The 16,445-nt window shown below is 55.4% G+C and carries 16 protein-coding genes; 11 read left to right on the forward strand and 5 right to left on the reverse strand.

Annotated elements, in window-relative coordinates; genetic code table 11:
• Positions 1–139 precede the first annotated feature (139 nt).
• The 5 genes from aroG to ACI43T_RS11665 all read left to right on the forward strand — a co-directional run bounded on the left by aroG (position 140) and on the right by ACI43T_RS11665 (position 4,742).
• Positions 140–1,183 carry a 3-deoxy-7-phosphoheptulonate synthase AroG gene (gene aroG, locus ACI43T_RS11645; RefSeq protein ID WP_377081442.1) on the forward strand — a complete coding sequence of 348 codons (1,044 nt, stop codon included), beginning with the start codon at positions 140–142 and terminating at the stop codon, positions 1,181–1,183.
• Positions 1,184–1,263: 80 nt separating this feature from the next.
• Entirely contained in the window at positions 1,264–2,547 is a 1,284-nt protein-coding gene (locus ACI43T_RS11650) for a hypothetical protein (protein ID WP_377081445.1), read from the forward strand.
• Positions 2,548–2,825: 278 nt separating this feature from the next.
• Positions 2,826–3,398, forward strand: a complete 573-nt coding sequence (locus tag ACI43T_RS11655) for a TMEM165/GDT1 family protein (protein ID WP_009174459.1) — start codon at positions 2,826–2,828, stop codon at positions 3,396–3,398.
• A 12-nt stretch (positions 3,399–3,410) separates the two neighbouring features.
• Complete coding sequence (locus tag ACI43T_RS11660) at positions 3,411–4,058, forward strand: TIGR01621 family pseudouridine synthase (RefSeq protein WP_377081448.1); 648 nt, start codon at positions 3,411–3,413, stop codon at positions 4,056–4,058.
• Between the two features lie 57 nt (positions 4,059–4,115).
• Positions 4,116–4,742 (forward strand): hypothetical protein, encoded by a 627-nt coding sequence (locus ACI43T_RS11665; RefSeq protein ID WP_377081450.1) that lies wholly within the window; start codon positions 4,116–4,118, stop codon positions 4,740–4,742.
• Between the two features lie 81 nt (positions 4,743–4,823).
• On the opposite strand, the gene ubiG is transcribed toward ACI43T_RS11665, so the two are convergent.
• The 4 genes from ubiG to mnmE all read right to left on the reverse strand — a co-directional run bounded on the left by ubiG (position 4,824) and on the right by mnmE (position 9,685).
• Positions 4,824–5,540 (reverse strand): bifunctional 2-polyprenyl-6-hydroxyphenol methylase/3-demethylubiquinol 3-O-methyltransferase UbiG, encoded by a 717-nt coding sequence (ubiG, locus tag ACI43T_RS11670; RefSeq protein WP_293278199.1) that lies wholly within the window; start codon positions 5,538–5,540, stop codon positions 4,824–4,826.
• Between the two features lie 74 nt (positions 5,541–5,614).
• Positions 5,615–7,786, reverse strand: coding sequence for a YccS family putative transporter (gene yccS, locus ACI43T_RS11675; protein ID WP_377081454.1), 2,172 nt, complete (start codon positions 7,784–7,786; stop codon positions 5,615–5,617).
• A gap of 158 nt (positions 7,787–7,944) precedes the next feature.
• Positions 7,945–8,190 carry a BolA family protein gene (locus tag ACI43T_RS11680; protein WP_293278201.1) on the reverse strand — a complete coding sequence of 82 codons (246 nt, stop codon included), beginning with the start codon at positions 8,188–8,190 and terminating at the stop codon, positions 7,945–7,947.
• A 130-nt stretch (positions 8,191–8,320) separates the two neighbouring features.
• Positions 8,321–9,685: a tRNA uridine-5-carboxymethylaminomethyl(34) synthesis GTPase MnmE gene (gene mnmE, locus ACI43T_RS11685; protein WP_405387255.1), complete on the reverse strand. Its 1,365-nt coding sequence runs from the start codon at positions 9,683–9,685 to the stop codon at positions 8,321–8,323.
• 155 nt (positions 9,686–9,840) lie between these two features.
• On the opposite strand from mnmE, the gene ftsY reads away from it, so the two are divergent.
• The gene (gene ftsY, locus ACI43T_RS11690) at positions 9,841–11,019 is read left to right on the forward strand and encodes a signal recognition particle-docking protein FtsY (protein ID WP_405387257.1); all 1,179 of its coding nucleotides are present in this window, start codon (positions 9,841–9,843) and stop codon (positions 11,017–11,019) included.
• A 72-nt stretch (positions 11,020–11,091) separates the two neighbouring features.
• Here the strand turns inward: ftsY and ACI43T_RS11695 are convergent, their stop codons facing one another.
• Entirely contained in the window at positions 11,092–11,523 is a 432-nt protein-coding gene (locus tag ACI43T_RS11695; protein ID WP_003776540.1) for an EamA family transporter, read from the reverse strand.
• A 195-nt stretch (positions 11,524–11,718) separates the two neighbouring features.
• On the opposite strand from ACI43T_RS11695, the gene ACI43T_RS11700 reads away from it, so the two are divergent.
• From ACI43T_RS11700 to ACI43T_RS11720, 5 genes are all read left to right on the forward strand, one after another.
• On the forward strand, positions 11,719–13,395 hold the full coding sequence (locus tag ACI43T_RS11700) for a formate--tetrahydrofolate ligase (RefSeq protein ID WP_405387260.1): 1,677 nt from the start codon (positions 11,719–11,721) through the stop codon (positions 13,393–13,395).
• A 97-nt stretch (positions 13,396–13,492) separates the two neighbouring features.
• Complete coding sequence (locus ACI43T_RS11705; RefSeq protein ID WP_377080695.1) at positions 13,493–14,158, forward strand: hypothetical protein; 666 nt, start codon at positions 13,493–13,495, stop codon at positions 14,156–14,158.
• Entirely contained in the window at positions 14,155–14,289 is a 135-nt protein-coding gene (locus ACI43T_RS11710; RefSeq protein WP_405387262.1) for a hypothetical protein, read from the forward strand. Before ACI43T_RS11705 ends, ACI43T_RS11710 begins: the two co-directional genes overlap by 4 nt.
• Before the next feature lie 47 nt (positions 14,290–14,336).
• Positions 14,337–14,984, forward strand: coding sequence for a hypothetical protein (locus ACI43T_RS11715; RefSeq protein WP_405387264.1), 648 nt, complete (start codon positions 14,337–14,339; stop codon positions 14,982–14,984).
• 2 nt (positions 14,985–14,986) lie between these two features.
• Positions 14,987–16,267, forward strand: coding sequence for an alpha/beta hydrolase family protein (locus ACI43T_RS11720; RefSeq protein ID WP_405387266.1), 1,281 nt, complete (start codon positions 14,987–14,989; stop codon positions 16,265–16,267).
• Positions 16,268–16,445: the final 178 nt, after the last annotated feature.

Raw genomic sequence — 16,445 nt, forward strand, 5'->3', positions numbered from 1 at the left:
GGGAACCGGCCTACGGCGCGCTTCGGCTTCGCAAAACTGCCAAGTCAGAAACAACTCTTGACTATGGCCGCTTGTTTGTTGCAGAGAAAAAATGTACTCTATGTCGACTTATCTGTAGAAAGTACAAGAAGACTCTGTTATGAACTATCTCTATCAAACTGATGATGTGAAAATCAAAGAAGTAAAAGAACTGCTGCCGCCGATTGCCCATCTTTATAATTTACCGATTTCGGAGGCTGCTTCGGGATTGGTGCACCGGACCCGCCATGAAATTGCTGATTTGATACACGGGAAAGACAACCGCCTGTTGGTCATTATTGGTCCTTGTTCTATTCATGATCCTGAAGCGGCATTGGAATATGCCAAAAAACTTTTGCCGCTTCGCAAAAAATATGAGCAAGAGCTATTAATCGTGATGCGTGTTTATTTTGAAAAACCGCGTACGACAGTCGGTTGGAAAGGGTTGATTAACGATCCGCATATTAACGGTACGTTTGATATTAATTTTGGCCTGCATCAGGCGAGAAAGTTGCTGTTGGCTTTGAACGATATGGGAATGCCTGCATCAACTGAATTTTTGGACATGATTACGCCACAGTATTACGCCGATTTGATTTCTTGGGGAGCGATTGGTGCACGAACGACAGAAAGCCAGGTACATCGTGAGCTTGCCAGCGGCTTGTCCTGCCCCGTCGGATTCAAAAACGGAACGGACGGTAATTTGAAAATCGCGATTGATGCCATTGGGGCGGCAGGACATCCGCATCATTTCCTATCGGTAACCAAAACCGGTCATTCGGCGATTGTACATACTGCCGGTAATGCTGACTGTCATGTTATTCTTCGCGGCGGTAAAGAACCGAATTACGATAGTGAGCATGTCAGGGCTGCGGCGCAGGAACTGGCCAAAGCGGGTATGCCGACCAAGATGATGGTGGATTGCAGTCATGCAAACAGCCGCAAAGATTTCCGTCGGCAGAAAGAGGTGGCGCAAGATATTGCGGCTCAGTTGGCAGCCGGTGAAAACGACATTATGGGTGTGATGGTGGAAAGCCACTTGGTCGAAGGGCGTCAGGATAAGCCCGAAGTTTACGGACAAAGCATTACCGATGCTTGTATCGGTTGGGATACCACGGAAGAAGTGCTTGAATTATTGGCAAAAGCCAATAGGCACAGAGTATAATACATTATTCTGATTCACTAAAAAATTCAGACGGCCTCATCTATGTTGTTATATGGTGAGGCCGTCTGAAACATTACATTATGAAAAAAACACTTACTCCCAAGCTGCAAAAAATCCAAATGCAGCTCGACTCTATATCGGCGTCTTTCCGGCGGCACATGGCGGCTGAAAATTATGCGCAGGCGGCTGCGGATGCAATGAGGGCGCATAAACTTATTCCCGCATCGGTCGTGCCGTTGAGCGACGCCGCTACCGCTGCCGTCAAAGGCGGTCTGTGGGACGATGCCATCATCTATGCAAAAAAGGCATTGCAACGTGATCCTAAGCATATCAATTCGTTGGATGCACTTTCCCATGCCTATGGCGGTAAGGATGATTGGGAGAACGTGCGTATTTACGGCTTGCAAGCGCTGCAACTGCGGGACGGGAAAATCGCCGCACGGCCCCGTCCGCCGCTTTCTCTTCCGACATTCAAGCCGGACGGCAAAAAAATCATCTCTTTTTCCTTGTTCGGCGGTAGTTCCGCTTATATCGAGCCAGCCGTATTGAATGCGGAAACCGCTAAAGACATTTATCCGGAGTGGACGTGCCGTTTCTATGTGGATGACAGTGTTCCCGACACTGCGATAGGCCGTCTGAAAAGCAACGGCGCGGAAATTGTCAGGGTGGATGCGGAAGAAGCGCAATGGCCGGGAACGATGTGGCGTTTTTTGGCGGCAGATGACGCTGAGGCGTCTTGGGTGATATTCCGCGATGCCGACTCGGTGATTTCCCATCGTGAAGCGGAAGCGGTCAAAGAATGGATGGCAAGCGGCAAGCTGTTTCACACCATGCGCGATGCGGAAACCCATACCGAGCTGATTCTGGCCGGTTTATGGGGGATGGCGGCGGGAGTCGTGCCGGATATGAAGGGGAAAATCCGAACGTATCTGCAACAGCCGTTGGTATCGAAGCATTTTGCCGACCAGTTTTTCCTGCGTGAACACATTTGGGCTTATGCGCGCCAAAGCCTTTTTGCACACGACCGCATTTTCGGTTTCCTCGATGCGAAACCGTTTTCAGACGGCCTCATGACCGATTACCGCTACAACCATATCGGCTGCGACGAAGGCAATTCGCATTTTCAGGCTGATTACGATTTGCCTGACGGCAGCGAAGTCGTATGGAAGCTATACAGCAGGATTGCCCCGCTGCTGACACCGTCCGCCGATATCAGGACCCTGCCGGAAGAGCGGCTCGTGTGCGAATACCGTACCACGGTGAACAACGGAAAGATAAGCGGATATATCCCGCGCCGGTACAGCAAAGGATTCGCCCAAGGATTGTCGCGCATGGTTGTAGTGCGGGCAGAGGAAGCGGAATAGGCAGGGGCAAAGGCAGGCCGTCTGAAAGGGTTTCTCAAATTTTCAGACGGCCTGCCGTTTGTTTTGTTTACCGATAAAAGCTATAATGCGCCAACTCTCACGGGAGTAGCCATCCGGCGGCTTCAGCCTGCCGGAGCTGTTGTCAACATAATTGCCGAGGCATGGCAGCAGCATCTGCCGCTCAAAGCGCAGACAGGCAAGACGTAGAGCAGCGTAAACGCGCGTGGGCCGCATTTGCGGTGCTTTTTGTTTTGCCCACTTACGGTTTTGAGTATCTTATGGAAGCATTCCTTTCTTCAACATTAAGTGTTGCCGCCGCCGAAATCGGCGACAAGACCCAACTTCTTTCCCTCTTCCTTGCGGCACGGTTCGCACAGAAAAACGCCATCGTGGCGGGCATTTTCATCGCCACCTTGCTCAATCACCTTGTATCGGCCGTGTTCGGCGTGTGGTTGGCGCAGGAATTGTCGCCCGACGTGGCGAAATGGGCGGTCGGTATCAGCTTTATCGCGGTCGGACTGTGGCTGCTGCTGCCGGACAAAGACGAAGACCCCGGCAGCCGCTGGCTGAAATACGGAGCGTTCAGTGCGACGGTCATCCTGTTTTTCATGGCGGAAATCGGCGATAAAACGCAGATTGCCACCGTATTGCTGGCGGCCAAATACCAAGAGCTGTTTATGGTGGTAACCGGCAGCGTTATCGGCATGATGGCGGCCAACGTGCCCGTAGTTTATCTGGGCGAAATGCTGACGAAGAAGATTCCGGCCAAAAAAGTGCGCCTGGCGGCCTGCGTGGTATTCTGCGCTTTAGGCGTGCTGACCTTGCTGGGCGGCGGTTTGGTTTTCCGTTGAGGCCGTCCGGACATGTTGGAAATATTGTTCCGCAATCAGGATTTCGCCGCCGTCAGCAAACCGGCCGGTATCGCCGTACATCAGGAAGAGGGGGCGGACAACCTGCTGGCAATGGCGGCGGCGCGGTTAAACGTTCCCCGCCTTTGGCTGACGCACCGTTTGGACAAGCCGACCAGCGGTGTGCTGCTGCTTGCTTTGAACGCTCAGGCGGCATCTGAATTGGCGCAGCAGTTTGCCGCCAAAACCATGCGGAAAACCTATCTGGCTCTCAGCGACCGCAGGCCGGCGAAAAAACAGGGGCTGGTCAAGGGCGGGATGGAAAAATCGCGCCGCGGCGCATGGAAGCTGACGCGCGGCGACGGCGCCAATCCGGCGGTAACGCGGTTTCACAGCCAAAGTATCGCCCCGAATCTGCGGCTGTTCGTATTGCAGCCGCAAACCGGCAAAACCCACCAGCTGCGGGTTGCCATGAAAAGCCTGGGCAGCCCGATTCTCGGCGATACCCTTTACGGCGGCACGCCGGCGGAAAGGTTGTTCCTCCATGCGTGGCGGTTGGAATTTGAATACCGCGGCGGGGCGTTTTCCATCTGCGCCCCGTTGGACGGCCGCTGGCCGTCTGAAATCCCCGGCACTTTCCGCGCCCCTGCGGTTGGTTTGTAACCGAATCGGGTAGTATAATGCTTGCCCATAAACCAATTTATTGCACAAACATCCGAGATGAAACCGATTTTTCCCCGATTGCTTTTGGCGCTGGGCCTATGCAGCGCCGTACTGGCCGCGCAGGCGGAAATCTTTATCTGCGAAGTGGACGATCATGCTGTTTTTACCCAGAAGAAACAAGGTAAAAACTGCTCCGTTTCAAAAATGGAAGGCTCTGCCGACGTTCCCGCCGAAGTGGCGGCATCGGCGGTTCCCGAAATCGTGAATCTGCAAGAAAGGCTGGGTGCGGTGGCTTCCGAAGTCGATGATATTAAAATATTGCCTTCTTCGGGGGCGAGAAGCGTTACAAATACTTCCGATGCGGCCAATCCGAGATTGGATATCAGATTGAGGGATGGGACGATGCTGGACGAGAAGTCCGCCAAGGCCAAGGCGGACGAGTTGAACCGCCGCGCGAAAATCGTCCCTGCGCCGATTATCATGCCCAAACCCAAAGTGCAGCTCACCCGCAAGCAGATTCTGCAAAACGAAATCCGCAACGAGCAAACCGCCTTGGTGCGGGCCAAGGCTCAGTTGAACGTGGCGACCAAAAAGGGCGACCAGGCCAAAATCACCCGTTTGACGCAGGCCATACGCGACCGAGAAGCCAATATCCGGGCGATTCAGAACGAAATGGGACGCTGACGGATTATAACGGCGGAGAAAAGCATCAAGGCCGTCTGAAAACAATGTTTTCAGACGGCCTTTGTTATTTCGGAGGTTGAATCAGGCGGGACGGCAGGCAATCATATAGTTGACGTCGGTACGGCTGTCGAGCGAAAACTGACGGGTCAGCAGATTGTATTTCAGCCCTTTGGTGTCGGCAACGTCCAGTCCGGCCTGACGGCACATCCGTGCCAGTTCCGCCGGCGTGATGAATTTATGCCAGTCATGCGTGCCTTTCGGAACGAAGTTCAGCACATATTCGGCGCCGACAATCAGGTGCAGATAAGATTTCGGATTGCGGTTGATGGTTGAGAAAAATACCGTGCCGTCCGGTTTGACCAATTTTGCGCAGGCTTTGACGATGGCGGCGGGGTCGGGGACGTGCTCCATCATTTCCATGCAGGTTACGACATCGAAACTGTGCGGGGCTTCGGCGGCGAGGTCTTCCACGCGCACGCAGCGGTAAGCGATGTTGCCGACCTTCTGCGCGGCGGCATGGGTTTGCGCCGTTTGCAGCGATTTTTCGGCCATATCGATGCCGGTAACGTGCGCCGCGCCGCGCTTGGCCATGCTTTCGGACAAAATGCCGCCGCCGCAGCCGACGTCTAAAACACGTTTCCCCGCCAGCGGCGCTAGGCGGTCGATATAGTTCAGCCGCAGCGGGTTGATGTCGTGCAGCGGTTTGAATTCGCCGTTTTTGTCCCACCATTTGTCGGCGATTTGGCTGAATTTGGCGATTTCGTCGTCATCGACGTTGCGTTGGTTTTCGGCGGTCATGGTTCGGCTCCGGATGAGTGTCGGGTGGATTTTATAACAAACGCGGGGCATACGGTAGGCGGGGCCGTCCGCTTTCAGACGGCCTTTGCAGTGCTAGCCGTTGCCGATGCGGTTGGGCGTTTCAGGCGCGCCAGCGCCTGATGGCAGGGCGCGAGCTGGCGGACTATCAGGCTCAACTGCTGCCACAGGACATAGCTTTGGCGGTTGTCGGGAATTTGGCCGCGCAGGGCTTCCAGGCCGGCGCGGATGTCGGATAAGGCCGTCTGAAAAGCGGGTTCGTCGGCTTGCGGCATGTGTTCGAGCAGGTCGGCGGTTTGGTAGGCGGCACGGTAGAAGCCTTCGGCGAAACTGTCGCCGCAGTCCTGCGCCATCTGGCTGCGGTATGCGCCGAGGGCGGAGATGTTGCCGGTAAGCGCGTAGCCGGTTTTCAGCAGGGTGAAGCCGTCTTGCAGGCGGCTGCCGTATTTTTCCGGATTGCCGCTCATATCGGAAAGGGTGCTGCTGAGGGCGGCGGTGCTTTCATAGGCGCGGCGGCGGATAGTGCGGTAGCCGACATCGTCCGCACTGCCGTTTTTAAGCTGGTCGAGAATGGCGCGCAGGTAGGCGCCGTTGCTCTGCACAGCCTGCGCCGAGGTGCGGTCCAGCGTGAGGTAGCGCCAGTCGGGCCAGAGGTAGGACACGGCGGCCCATGCCAGCACGGCGCCGATGACGGTGTCGATGATGCGTATCGGCATGGCGCTGTATACGTCCAGCCCCGCCAGTGAAAAGCTGGTCAGTGCCTGTATGGTGATGAAGAAGGTGGAAAAGCTGTATTTATAGGAACGGGACATGAAAAACAGGGTGGTGCAGGCGATGACTATCCACAGTTTGGTTTCCACCGACGGGGTGAAATAGGGGACGAGCGAGCCGACCACCACGCCCAGCACGGTGCCGGCGATACGCTGGTAAACGCGGCTTTTGGTGGCGGAATAGTTGGGCTGGCAGACGAATATCGCGGTCAGCAGAATCCAGTAACCCAGCGTGAGCCGGAACACGCCGACGATGGTGCAGGCAGCGGCGACCAGAATCGACAGGCGCACGGCGTGGCGGAACACGGGCGATTCCAGATTGAGCTGGCTGCGTATGGTCTGCCAGACGTTTTTCAGGCCGTTGTTTTCAGGGTTGGCGATGCGGGTTGCGTCGGATTCGCCTTCCAGCGCGGTGGCGCTGTCGTTGTTGGCGAGGTGTCTGAGTTGGTGGTCGACGCTGCCGAGATTGTTGAGCAGTTGGCGCAGGTTATGCACATCGCTGCCGCTGTGCTGTGCTGCATACACCTCCAGCGACTGGCGGCAGCCCTCCATCGCGCGCGCCAGCCGTTTGCTGTAACGGTAGGGCCGGCCGCTGCGCAGGCTTTCGGCTACATTGCGGCAGGCCTGCCCCTGCATTTCGAGCAGGCGGCGGATGCGGAAAATCAGGTCGGTGTTTTTCAGGCGGTCGGCCAGTTCGCTATAGTCGACGTGCGCCGAACTGGCGCGCTCGTGGATGTCCTGCACCACGAAGTAATAGCGCAGCATACGCGCCGTGCGTGGGTGGCGGTGCTGGCCGCGCATCCGGTAAAACAGCGCGGCGCGGCATTGGTTGAACGCGGCAATCACGCCCGCGTTGCGCATCGCCAGATCGATTTGGCGGTTGCCCAGCCACTCCGCCTCGTCGGGGTCGAAAAAGTCGGCTTTGGCGTCGAAATAGCCGCCCAGCGACTCATAGGCGGCCGCCACGCTTTCCTGTACCGGCCGGTGCGGGAAAATAATGTGGAAAAACAAGGTGCAGGTGCTGTAAAGCAGCGTGCCGAACAGAATCATCACCGGATTGGTCAGCCAGAACGTTTCTGGCGTGTAGGTCAGCGTGGTATAGGTCGCCACCGCCAGCGCGCCGAAGGCGAAGGTGCGGTAGCGCAGCCCGATGGCGCCCAGCAGCGTGAAACAGAACGTCATCGCCGTCATCGTCAGGATAAACGGCAGCCCCGTGCCCAGCGTCATCTGCGTCAGCAGCGAGGCGAGCGAAAACAAAATCACGGTAACGATGATGTTTTTCAGACGGCCTGTCAGCCGGTTGTCCAAATCGACCAGGCCGCCGGCGATGATGCCCAGTACGAAGGGCATGGCCAGCTTGGGCGCGTCGAAGTACCACACCAGCGCGGCGGCGGCGGACACGCTGGCGAACACGGGCAGCGAAGTGATGATGAGCGGTTTGAGCGGCGGGGTTCTCATGGGGATGCGGGGGATGGGTATCGGTAACGGGGATTGTATCGCCGAACAGCGGGAAAATCAGCTGCGGCGCGTTGAAACGGTCAGGAGGCCGTCTGAAAAGGTTTCAGACGGCCTCCGGTGTTGTTGCGCCGCAGTAACACGGGTTCCGGCGCACGGGGTTATTGTTTTGCCGCCCATTCTGCCGGCGTGGCCGCCACGGAAATCGACAGGGCGTGCAACTCGTTGCTTTGCAGGTGGGTTTTTAAGCCGTCTTTAATCAGGCGGTGGCGGGCGAGGCGGGCTTTGCCTTCGAACGCGGATGAGACGATGACGGCGAAAAAGTGGTGTCCGTCGCCTTCGACTTCGACATGTTCGCATTCGGCGACGTTTTCAATCAGGCTTTTTACCTGTTGCGGGGTCAGCATGGTGTGTTCCTTCAATCAATCGGGTCGGCCGCATTGCCGGACTGCCGCAGCATTTGTCCAAACGAATCAGCCGGATAAACAAAGCCCGCATTATACAGAATAATCCGGCGGAGCCGAACACCGGACGCGCTTATTTGCCGATGCAGAAGCGCGAGAAAATCACGCCCAGCAAATCGTCGGCGGTAAATTCGCCGGTGATTTCGCTGCACGCGTTTTGGGCGAGGCGCAGGTGTTCGGCGAAAAGCTCGATTTGGTTGTTGTCGCAGAGGGCGGCGTTTTCCAGCTCGGCTTCGGCTTCATGTAAGGCGTTGAGGTGGCGGCTGCGGGCGAGGAACAGGCTTTCGCTTTCGCCCTGCCAGCCGACTTCCTGCAACAGTGCGTGTTTGAGCAAGTCGAGACCCGCGCCGGTTTTGGCGGACAGGCTGATGATGGTGTCCGCGCCGGTTTGCGCGAGGCCGCCTGAACGGACGGCGACGGGTTCGCCGGTCAGATCGGCTTTGTTGTGGATTTCGATTTTTTTCAAACCTTCGGGCAGGCTGTTCAAAATGGCTTGGGTTTTGGCGTTCACGCCTTCGCGCGGGTCGATGAGAATCAGGGCGACATCGGCTTCGGAGACGGCTTTGCGGCTGCGCTCGATGCCGATTTGCTCGACCACATCGTCGGTTTCGCGCAGGCCGGCGGTATCGATGATGTGGACGGGCACGCCGTCGAGGGTGATTTGTTCGCGCACGGTGTCGCGGGTGGTACCGGCGATGTCGGTTACGATGGCGATGTCGTCGCCCGCCAAGGCGTTGAGCAGGCTGGATTTGCCGACGTTGGGCGCGCCGACGAGGACGACGTTCATGCCTTCGCGCAAAATCGCGCCTTGTTCCGCGCTGGCGAGCACGGTTTTCAGACGGCCTTGCAGGGCTTGGAGCTTGCCGCGCGCGTCGGCGGCTTCGAGAAAGTCAATGTCTTCTTCGGGGAAGTCCAGTGTGGCTTCGACCAACATCCGCAAAGTAATAAGGTCGTCCACCAGCTCGTGTATGTGTTGGGAAAACGCGCCTTTGAGCGAACGCAACGCCATGCGGGCGGCGGACTTGCTGGAGGCGTCGATGAGGTCGGCGACGCTTTCGGCTTGGGCAAGGTCGAGCTTGTTGTTGAGGAAGGCGCGTTTGGTAAATTCGCCCGGTTCCGCCATGCGCGCGCCCAGTTCGAGGCAGTGTGCGAGCAGCATGTCCATTACCACAGGGCCGCCGTGTCCCTGCAATTCAATCACGTCTTCACCGGTGAAGCTGGCGGGGGCGGCGAAGTAGAGCAGGATGCCGTTGTCTATCGGCTGCCCGTCGCCGCCGAGAAAGTCGGTGTAAAGCGCGGTACGCGGTTTGGGCGTTTTGCCGCCGCTGAGGGTTTGCGCCAAAGGCAGCAGGTTTTTGCCGGACAGACGGATAACGCCGACGCCGCCGCGTCCGGGTGCGGTGGCGATGGCGGCGATGGTGGGTTGGGATGAGGACATGGCTGGCTCGTATCGGAAAGGTGGATATCGGGCGGTATTATAGCAAAGGCCGTCTGAAAACCCGCACGGCGGCACGGTTTTCAGACGGCCTGTACCGACGGAAAATACGTTACAATAAAGCCTTTCAAGTTTCTCAGAATAAAAGGAAAACAGCCATGTTCAGTTTTTTCCGCCGTAAGAAAAAACAGGAAACCCCCGAACCTGTCGAACAGGGGCAGAACGAAGCCGCGGCCGCAGAAGCGGCGGCAGGGCAGCCCGATCAGGAAGAGAGGCCGTCTGAAAATGCGGCGGAAGAGGCGGTTGGCTCTGAAACGCTTGCAGATAACGCGATGCCGTCTGAAACTGCCGCCGAACCCGAACCCGAACCCGAACCCGAACCCGAACCCGAACCCGAACCGTCCGCGCCTGCGGAAGAAGCCGCCAGGCCAAGCTGGGCGGCGCGTCTGCGGCAGGGTTTGGCGAAATCGCGCAACCAAATGGCCAAATCGCTGGCGGGGGTGTTCGGCGGCGGGCAAATCGACGAAGATTTGTACGAAGAGCTGGAAACCGTGCTGATTACCAGCGATATGGGCATGGAAGCCACCGAATACCTGATGAAGGACGTGCGCAACCGCGTCAGCCTCAAGGGGCTGAAAGACGGCAACGAGTTGCGCGGCGCGTTGAAGGAAGCGGTTTACGACCTGATTAAGCCGTTGGAAAAACCGCTGGTGTTGCCCGAAACGAAAGAGCCGTTCGTCATCATGCTGGCGGGCATCAACGGCGCGGGTAAAACCACCTCCATCGGCAAACTCGCCAAATATTTCCAAGCGCAGGGCAAATCCGTGCTGCTTGCCGCCGGCGACACCTTCCGCGCCGCCGCCCGCGAGCAGCTTCAGGCATGGGGCGAACGCAACAACGTAACCGTCATTTCGCAAACCACGGGCGATTCCGCCGCCGTCTGTTTCGATGCCGTCCAAGCCGCCAAAGCGCGCGGCATCGACATCGTGCTTGCCGACACCGCCGGCCGTCTGCCCACGCAGCTTCATTTGATGGAAGAAATCAAAAAAGTGAAGCGCGTGCTGCAAAAAGCCATGCCCGACGCGCCGCACGAAATCATCGTCGTCCTCGATGCCAACATCGGGCAAAACGCCGTCAACCAAGTCAAAGCCTTTGACGAAGCGTTAGGACTGACCGGTCTGATTGTGACCAAACTCGACGGCACGGCAAAAGGCGGCATCCTCGCCGCGCTTGCCTCCGACCGCCCCGTCCCCGTCCGCTACATCGGCGTGGGCGAAGGCATAGACGATTTGCGCCCGTTTAACGCGCGCGCGTTTGTGGATGCGTTGCTCGATTGATTAGGGATTGCCCCGCCGTGTGCATAAAGGCCGTCTGAAAAATATTTTTCAGACGGCCTTTACCATTTCGCCTTACCGTTTCAAAGCCAGCGTCAGCACGCCCGCCGTAACCAGTCCCAAGCCTACCCATTCCTGCGTGCTGGGGCGTTCGTCCAGAAAGACCACCGCCATCAGCGCGACCAAAACCAGGCTGAATTTATCGACGGGGGCGACTTGCGAGGCGTTGCCCAGTTGCAGGGCTTTAAAGTAGGCGAGCCAAGATGCGCCGGTGGCGAGGCCGGAGAGAATCAGGAACGTCCAGTTGCGGCCGGTAAAGCCGTTCACGCCCTGCCATTTGCCGGTATAGGTCAGGAACAAGACCAGCGCGGCGAGGATGACCAGCGTGCGGATGAAGGTGGCGAAATCCGAATCGATGCCCTGCAAACCCATTTTGGCGAAAATCGCCGTCAGCGAGGCGAAGCCTGCGGATGCCAATGCCCAGAAAAGCCATGCGTTGCTGCCCATGTTTGTCCGTTTCTCTTGTGGATTGTCAACAATATGAACCGTATTTTTGTTGAATTATCGAATTTTTCACTGCGATTCATTCTCAGATAACGCTATAATATGCCTAAAATTCTTTTGAATCCATCAGCGTTTGTCTTTCCGATGGGCTTTCAGACGACCCTCCTCTTTTTCTTCTCCATTCAGTAAAGGAAAATCATGAGCTTCAAAACCGATGCCGAAATCGCCCAATCTTCCACCATGCGTCCGATTGGCGAAATTGCCGCCAAGCTGGGTTTGAACGTTGACAATATCGAACCCTACGGCCATTACAAAGCCAAGATCAACCCTGCCGAAGCGTTCAAACTGCCGCAAAAACAAGGCCGTCTGATTTTGGTTACCGCCATCAACCCGACTCCGGCGGGCGAAGGCAAAACCACCGTGACCATCGGTTTGGCGGACGCGTTGCGCCACATCGGCAAAGATGCCGTTATCGCCCTGCGCGAACCTTCTTTGGGGCCTGTGTTCGGCGTCAAAGGCGGCGCGGCGGGCGGCGGCTATGCCCAAGTTTTGCCGATGGAAGACATCAACCTACACTTCACCGGCGACTTCCACGCCATCGGCGCGGCGAATAATTTACTCGCCGCCATGCTCGACAACCACATCTACCAAGGCAACGAGTTGAACATCGACCCCAAACGCGTGCTGTGGCGGCGCGTGGTCGATATGAACGACCGCCAGTTGCGCAACATCATCGACGGCATGGGCAAACCTGTTGACGGCGTGATTCGTCCCGACGGCTTCGACATCACCGTCGCCTCCGAAGTCATGGCGGTATTCTGCCTTGCCAAAGACATCAGCGATTTGAAAGAACGTTTGGGCAACATCCTCGTCGCCTACGCCAAAGACGGCAGCCCCGTTTACGCCAAAGATTTGAAAGCACACGGCGCGATGGCGGCATTGCTCAAAGACGCCATCAAGCCCAACTTGGTGCAAACCATCGAAGGCACGCCCGCCTTCGTACACGGCGGCCCCTTCGCCAACATCGCCCACGGCTGCAACTCCGTTACCGCCACCCGACTGGCGAAACACCTTGCCGATTACGCCGTAACCGAAGCAGGCTTCGGCGCGGATTTGGGTGCGGAAAAATTCTGCGACATCAAATGCCGCCTTGCCGGTTTGAAACCCGACGCAGCCGTCGTCGTCGCCACCGTCCGCGCCTTGAAATACAACGGCGGCGTAGAACGCGCCAACCTCGGCGAAGAAAACCTCGAAGCCTTGGCAAAAGGCCTGCCCAACCTGCTGAAACACATTTCCAACCTGAAAAACGTATTCGGTCTGCCCGTCGTCGTCGCCATCAACCGCTTCGTGTCCGACTCTGATGCCGAGTTGGCCATGATTGAAAAAGCCTGCGCCGAACACGGTGTCGAAGTTTCCCTGACCGAAGTGTGGGGCAAAGGCGGCGCTGGCGGCGCAGATTTGGCGCGCAAAGTCGTCAACGCCATCGACAACCAACCCAATGAATTCCGCTTCGCCTACGATGTCGAGTTGAGCATTAAAGACAAAATCCGCGCCATCGCCCAAAAAGTGTACGGCGCGGAAGACGTCGATTTCAGCGCGGAAGCCGCCGCCGAAATCGCCTCGCTGGAAAAACTGGGCTTGGACAAAATGCCCGTCTGCATGGCGAAAACCCAATATTCCCTGAGCGACAACGCCAAACTCTTGGGCTGCCCCGAAGGCTTCCGCATCACCGTGCGCGGCATCACCGTTTCCGCCGGCGCAGGCTTCATCGTCGCCCTGTGCGGCAACATGATGAAAATGCCCGGCCTGCCCAAAGTCCCCGCCGCCGAGGAAATCGACGTAGACGCAGACGGCGTGATCCACGGCCTGTTCTGATTTGAGTCGGCAGTGAAGTAAAACGGCAAAAAGGCCGTCTGAAAACGGGATGAATGGTTTTCAGACGGCCTTTTGCCAGCCCAAGAAGGGAAAACCGATGAAACCGATGACCGCATTAATGACCGCCGCCGTATTTTCAGTCCTCAGCCTGAATGCCTGCGGCGGCTCGGAGAAAAGCATGAGTATTCAGGAACAAACCGAAGCAAGATTTCAGTTGAATCCCCATCCCAAACAGGCATACCGCCTCAGAATCAAAATCAATGATGCGCCCGGACCGTTGAAGTTGATGAGAAATATGAGTGTAGGCTACGGAGCGAGGGATTGTTCATATATCATCAATCATATCGAAGGGGCTAGTGCAAACCCTGAAAAAAAAGTACGAGCTGAAACCCGTAAATTGGCTGAATTCGAGTATGAAGCCATTATTTATGCAGATGCCGTACAAGACGAGGATTACTTTGGAGAAGGTATCTGTCATTGGAAACCTGAAGGTTTCGGTTTAGGATTTACTGCGACAGGCAGTCAGGATGAAACCGTATTTAATTTTGGAGATGCTTTAGATAATTTGATAGGAAAAAAAATACTTACTAAATATTATTGGAAAGGAGGCTATCCCTATTATAAAAATCAGGATGGCTCTATATACAGGAGTAATACAATGACAGACTTTGGTGTTAGTCCTGATAAACTGGATATTTACACCGATGAACAACGGCAAAGTTTATTTAACATTACCGTAACCCTTGAGGAAATCAAACCATGAGCAGCATTACCCAACAACAGCAGGCCAACTTTGTCGTAGATGTTTGCAATACCTTGCCATCCGAGGTTTTACCGTTAATCTGTCAACAAATTCGCTTATACATCACTTCCGCTATAATTGAGGCCGTCTGAAAACAGATTTTCAGACGGCCTTTTACCGTCCCAAGAAGGGAAACCCGATGAAACCGATGACCGCATTAATGACCGCCGCCGTATTTTCAGTCCTCAGCCTGAATGCCTGCGGCGGTTCGGAGAAAAGCATGAGTATTCAGGAACAAACCGAAGCAAGATTCCAGCTAAACCCCCATCCTAAGCAGGCATACCGCCTCAGAATCAAAATCAACGATGCGCCAGGGCCGTTAAAACTGATAGGTAAATTTGGGGTTGGCTATAAAGCCGAAAATTGTACGTACATCATCAATAAAATCGAAGGAGCCCCTGCAAAACCTGAAAAGAACTTACAGACCGATATCCGCCAGCTTGGGGAGTTTGAATATGAAACTGTGGTTTATGCAGACGCATTATTGGATGAAGATTACTTTGGGGAAGGAGTCTGTCACTGGCAGCCTGAAGGCTTCGGTTTTTCGCTAAAAGCAACAGGAAGTCCTGAAGAAACAGAGTTTAATTTCAGCGATATAATGAAACATTTATTAGAGAAAAAGACACTGACTAATTATTATTGGAAATGGTCATATCCTTATTTTACACGGGAAGATGGTTCTATTTCTCCGGATTTTGTCAATTTCGGCATTACCTCTCCTGAATTGTATAGTGCCGAAGAACATAAAGAAATGTTTACCATAACCGTAACCCTTGAGGAAATTTAATTATGAGCAAAATTACTAGACAACAACAGGCTGACCTTGCCACAGATGCCTACAATACCCGTACAGTAACCAAAGGCAATAAAAAAATTACCATTGAAGGCAACGATTACAAAGTCTTGGCCGTCCGCAACAACCCTGTAACAGATTACCAAGGCACGGTGTACCAAGATGTCCGAACCAATGAAATTGTCGTTGCCCACCGAGGAACGGCCAGCGTTACGGATGGTATCATCGACCTTGCGATGGTAACCAGTTGGGCAAATCTTCAGACTGCCGATGCGGAAAAGCTGACCCGTGAGGCGATAAAGTTAGCTAATGATATACATCGAAACGATCCTCGAATTCCCATCCCAAAAATCACCCACGTCGGACATTCCCTCGGCGGCGCACATGTCGAAATCCAAGCCCACCGTTTTGGGCACGAAGGCGCAACCTTCAACGGCTACGGTGCGGTCGGAATGCACGGCGTTCCTAAAGGCGGCAGCGCGGTAACCAACTATGCCAAAGCTGCGGATACGGTTTCCGCCGCCTCCGACCATTACGGCAGGGTCATCGTATTGGCCGGACAAGACGACATCGCGCTGTTGCAAAAATCCGGTTACAACAATCAAAGCAATACCAGTGCCTATAAAGCCGCCAGCGTAGCGGCCCGTTCTATCAAAGTTCATTCTTCCGACAACTTCGTCGGCAAAGACTCCATCCTCTCCGAACGCAATTTCAACCAAGCACTTCAACTCGCCGAATCAAATAAAAACATGATTCAGGATTACCGAGGCGATGTAGCGGTAAGTAAAGCCGCCGTTTCGCTTGCCGCTTTCGTCGCTGTACCGCCGGCAGAAAAAGTCCGTATCCTCAGCAACTATCCGCATAGGCAAAAAGATGAAGAAGCGGAAAAAATCCAAGAAATTATCAACAGCGTACCGCCGCCGAAATCCCTGTTCGACAGCAGGATGCTGCACCTGATGCAGAACGACGGCACGCGTCCCGATGCAGGGAAGGAAGCCTATGCCGACGCAGGCAAACCTGACATCAGCAAACCCTTAGCCAAAAACGCCTCTGCCGAAGAATTCCGCGAATACGGTTTTGCAGCCTTGCTGGCGGATGACGATGACAAAAGGTATGCCGCTTTGGACAGCCTGCTGGATTCTGATGTCGGGCGCGGTCTGCGGCAAAACGCAGACAAGGTTTATGCTGCACAGGAACGCGAGCAGGAAATGGCGCGCTTGGCGGAAGAGCAGGCGCGGCAGGTTGATGCGCCTGTGATGCGGATGGGCCGCGGTTAGGAGGAAGGATGGAATTGGAACAGAAAATCGACAGTTTGGCAGATAATGTCATCGCTTTGGCGGGACAAACGGAAAAGCGGGCGAAAAATGCCGAACAGCTGGCGGTGCAGGCACAGCGGGTATTGGATTCTTCGTCAAACCGTTTGGATGGTTCTGCCGAAAGAATCAGGCAGGAAGC

It is taken from the genome of Neisseria oralis (assembly GCF_045062685.1).
GTDB classification, from domain to species: domain Bacteria; phylum Pseudomonadota; class Gammaproteobacteria; order Burkholderiales; family Neisseriaceae; genus Neisseria; species Neisseria oralis.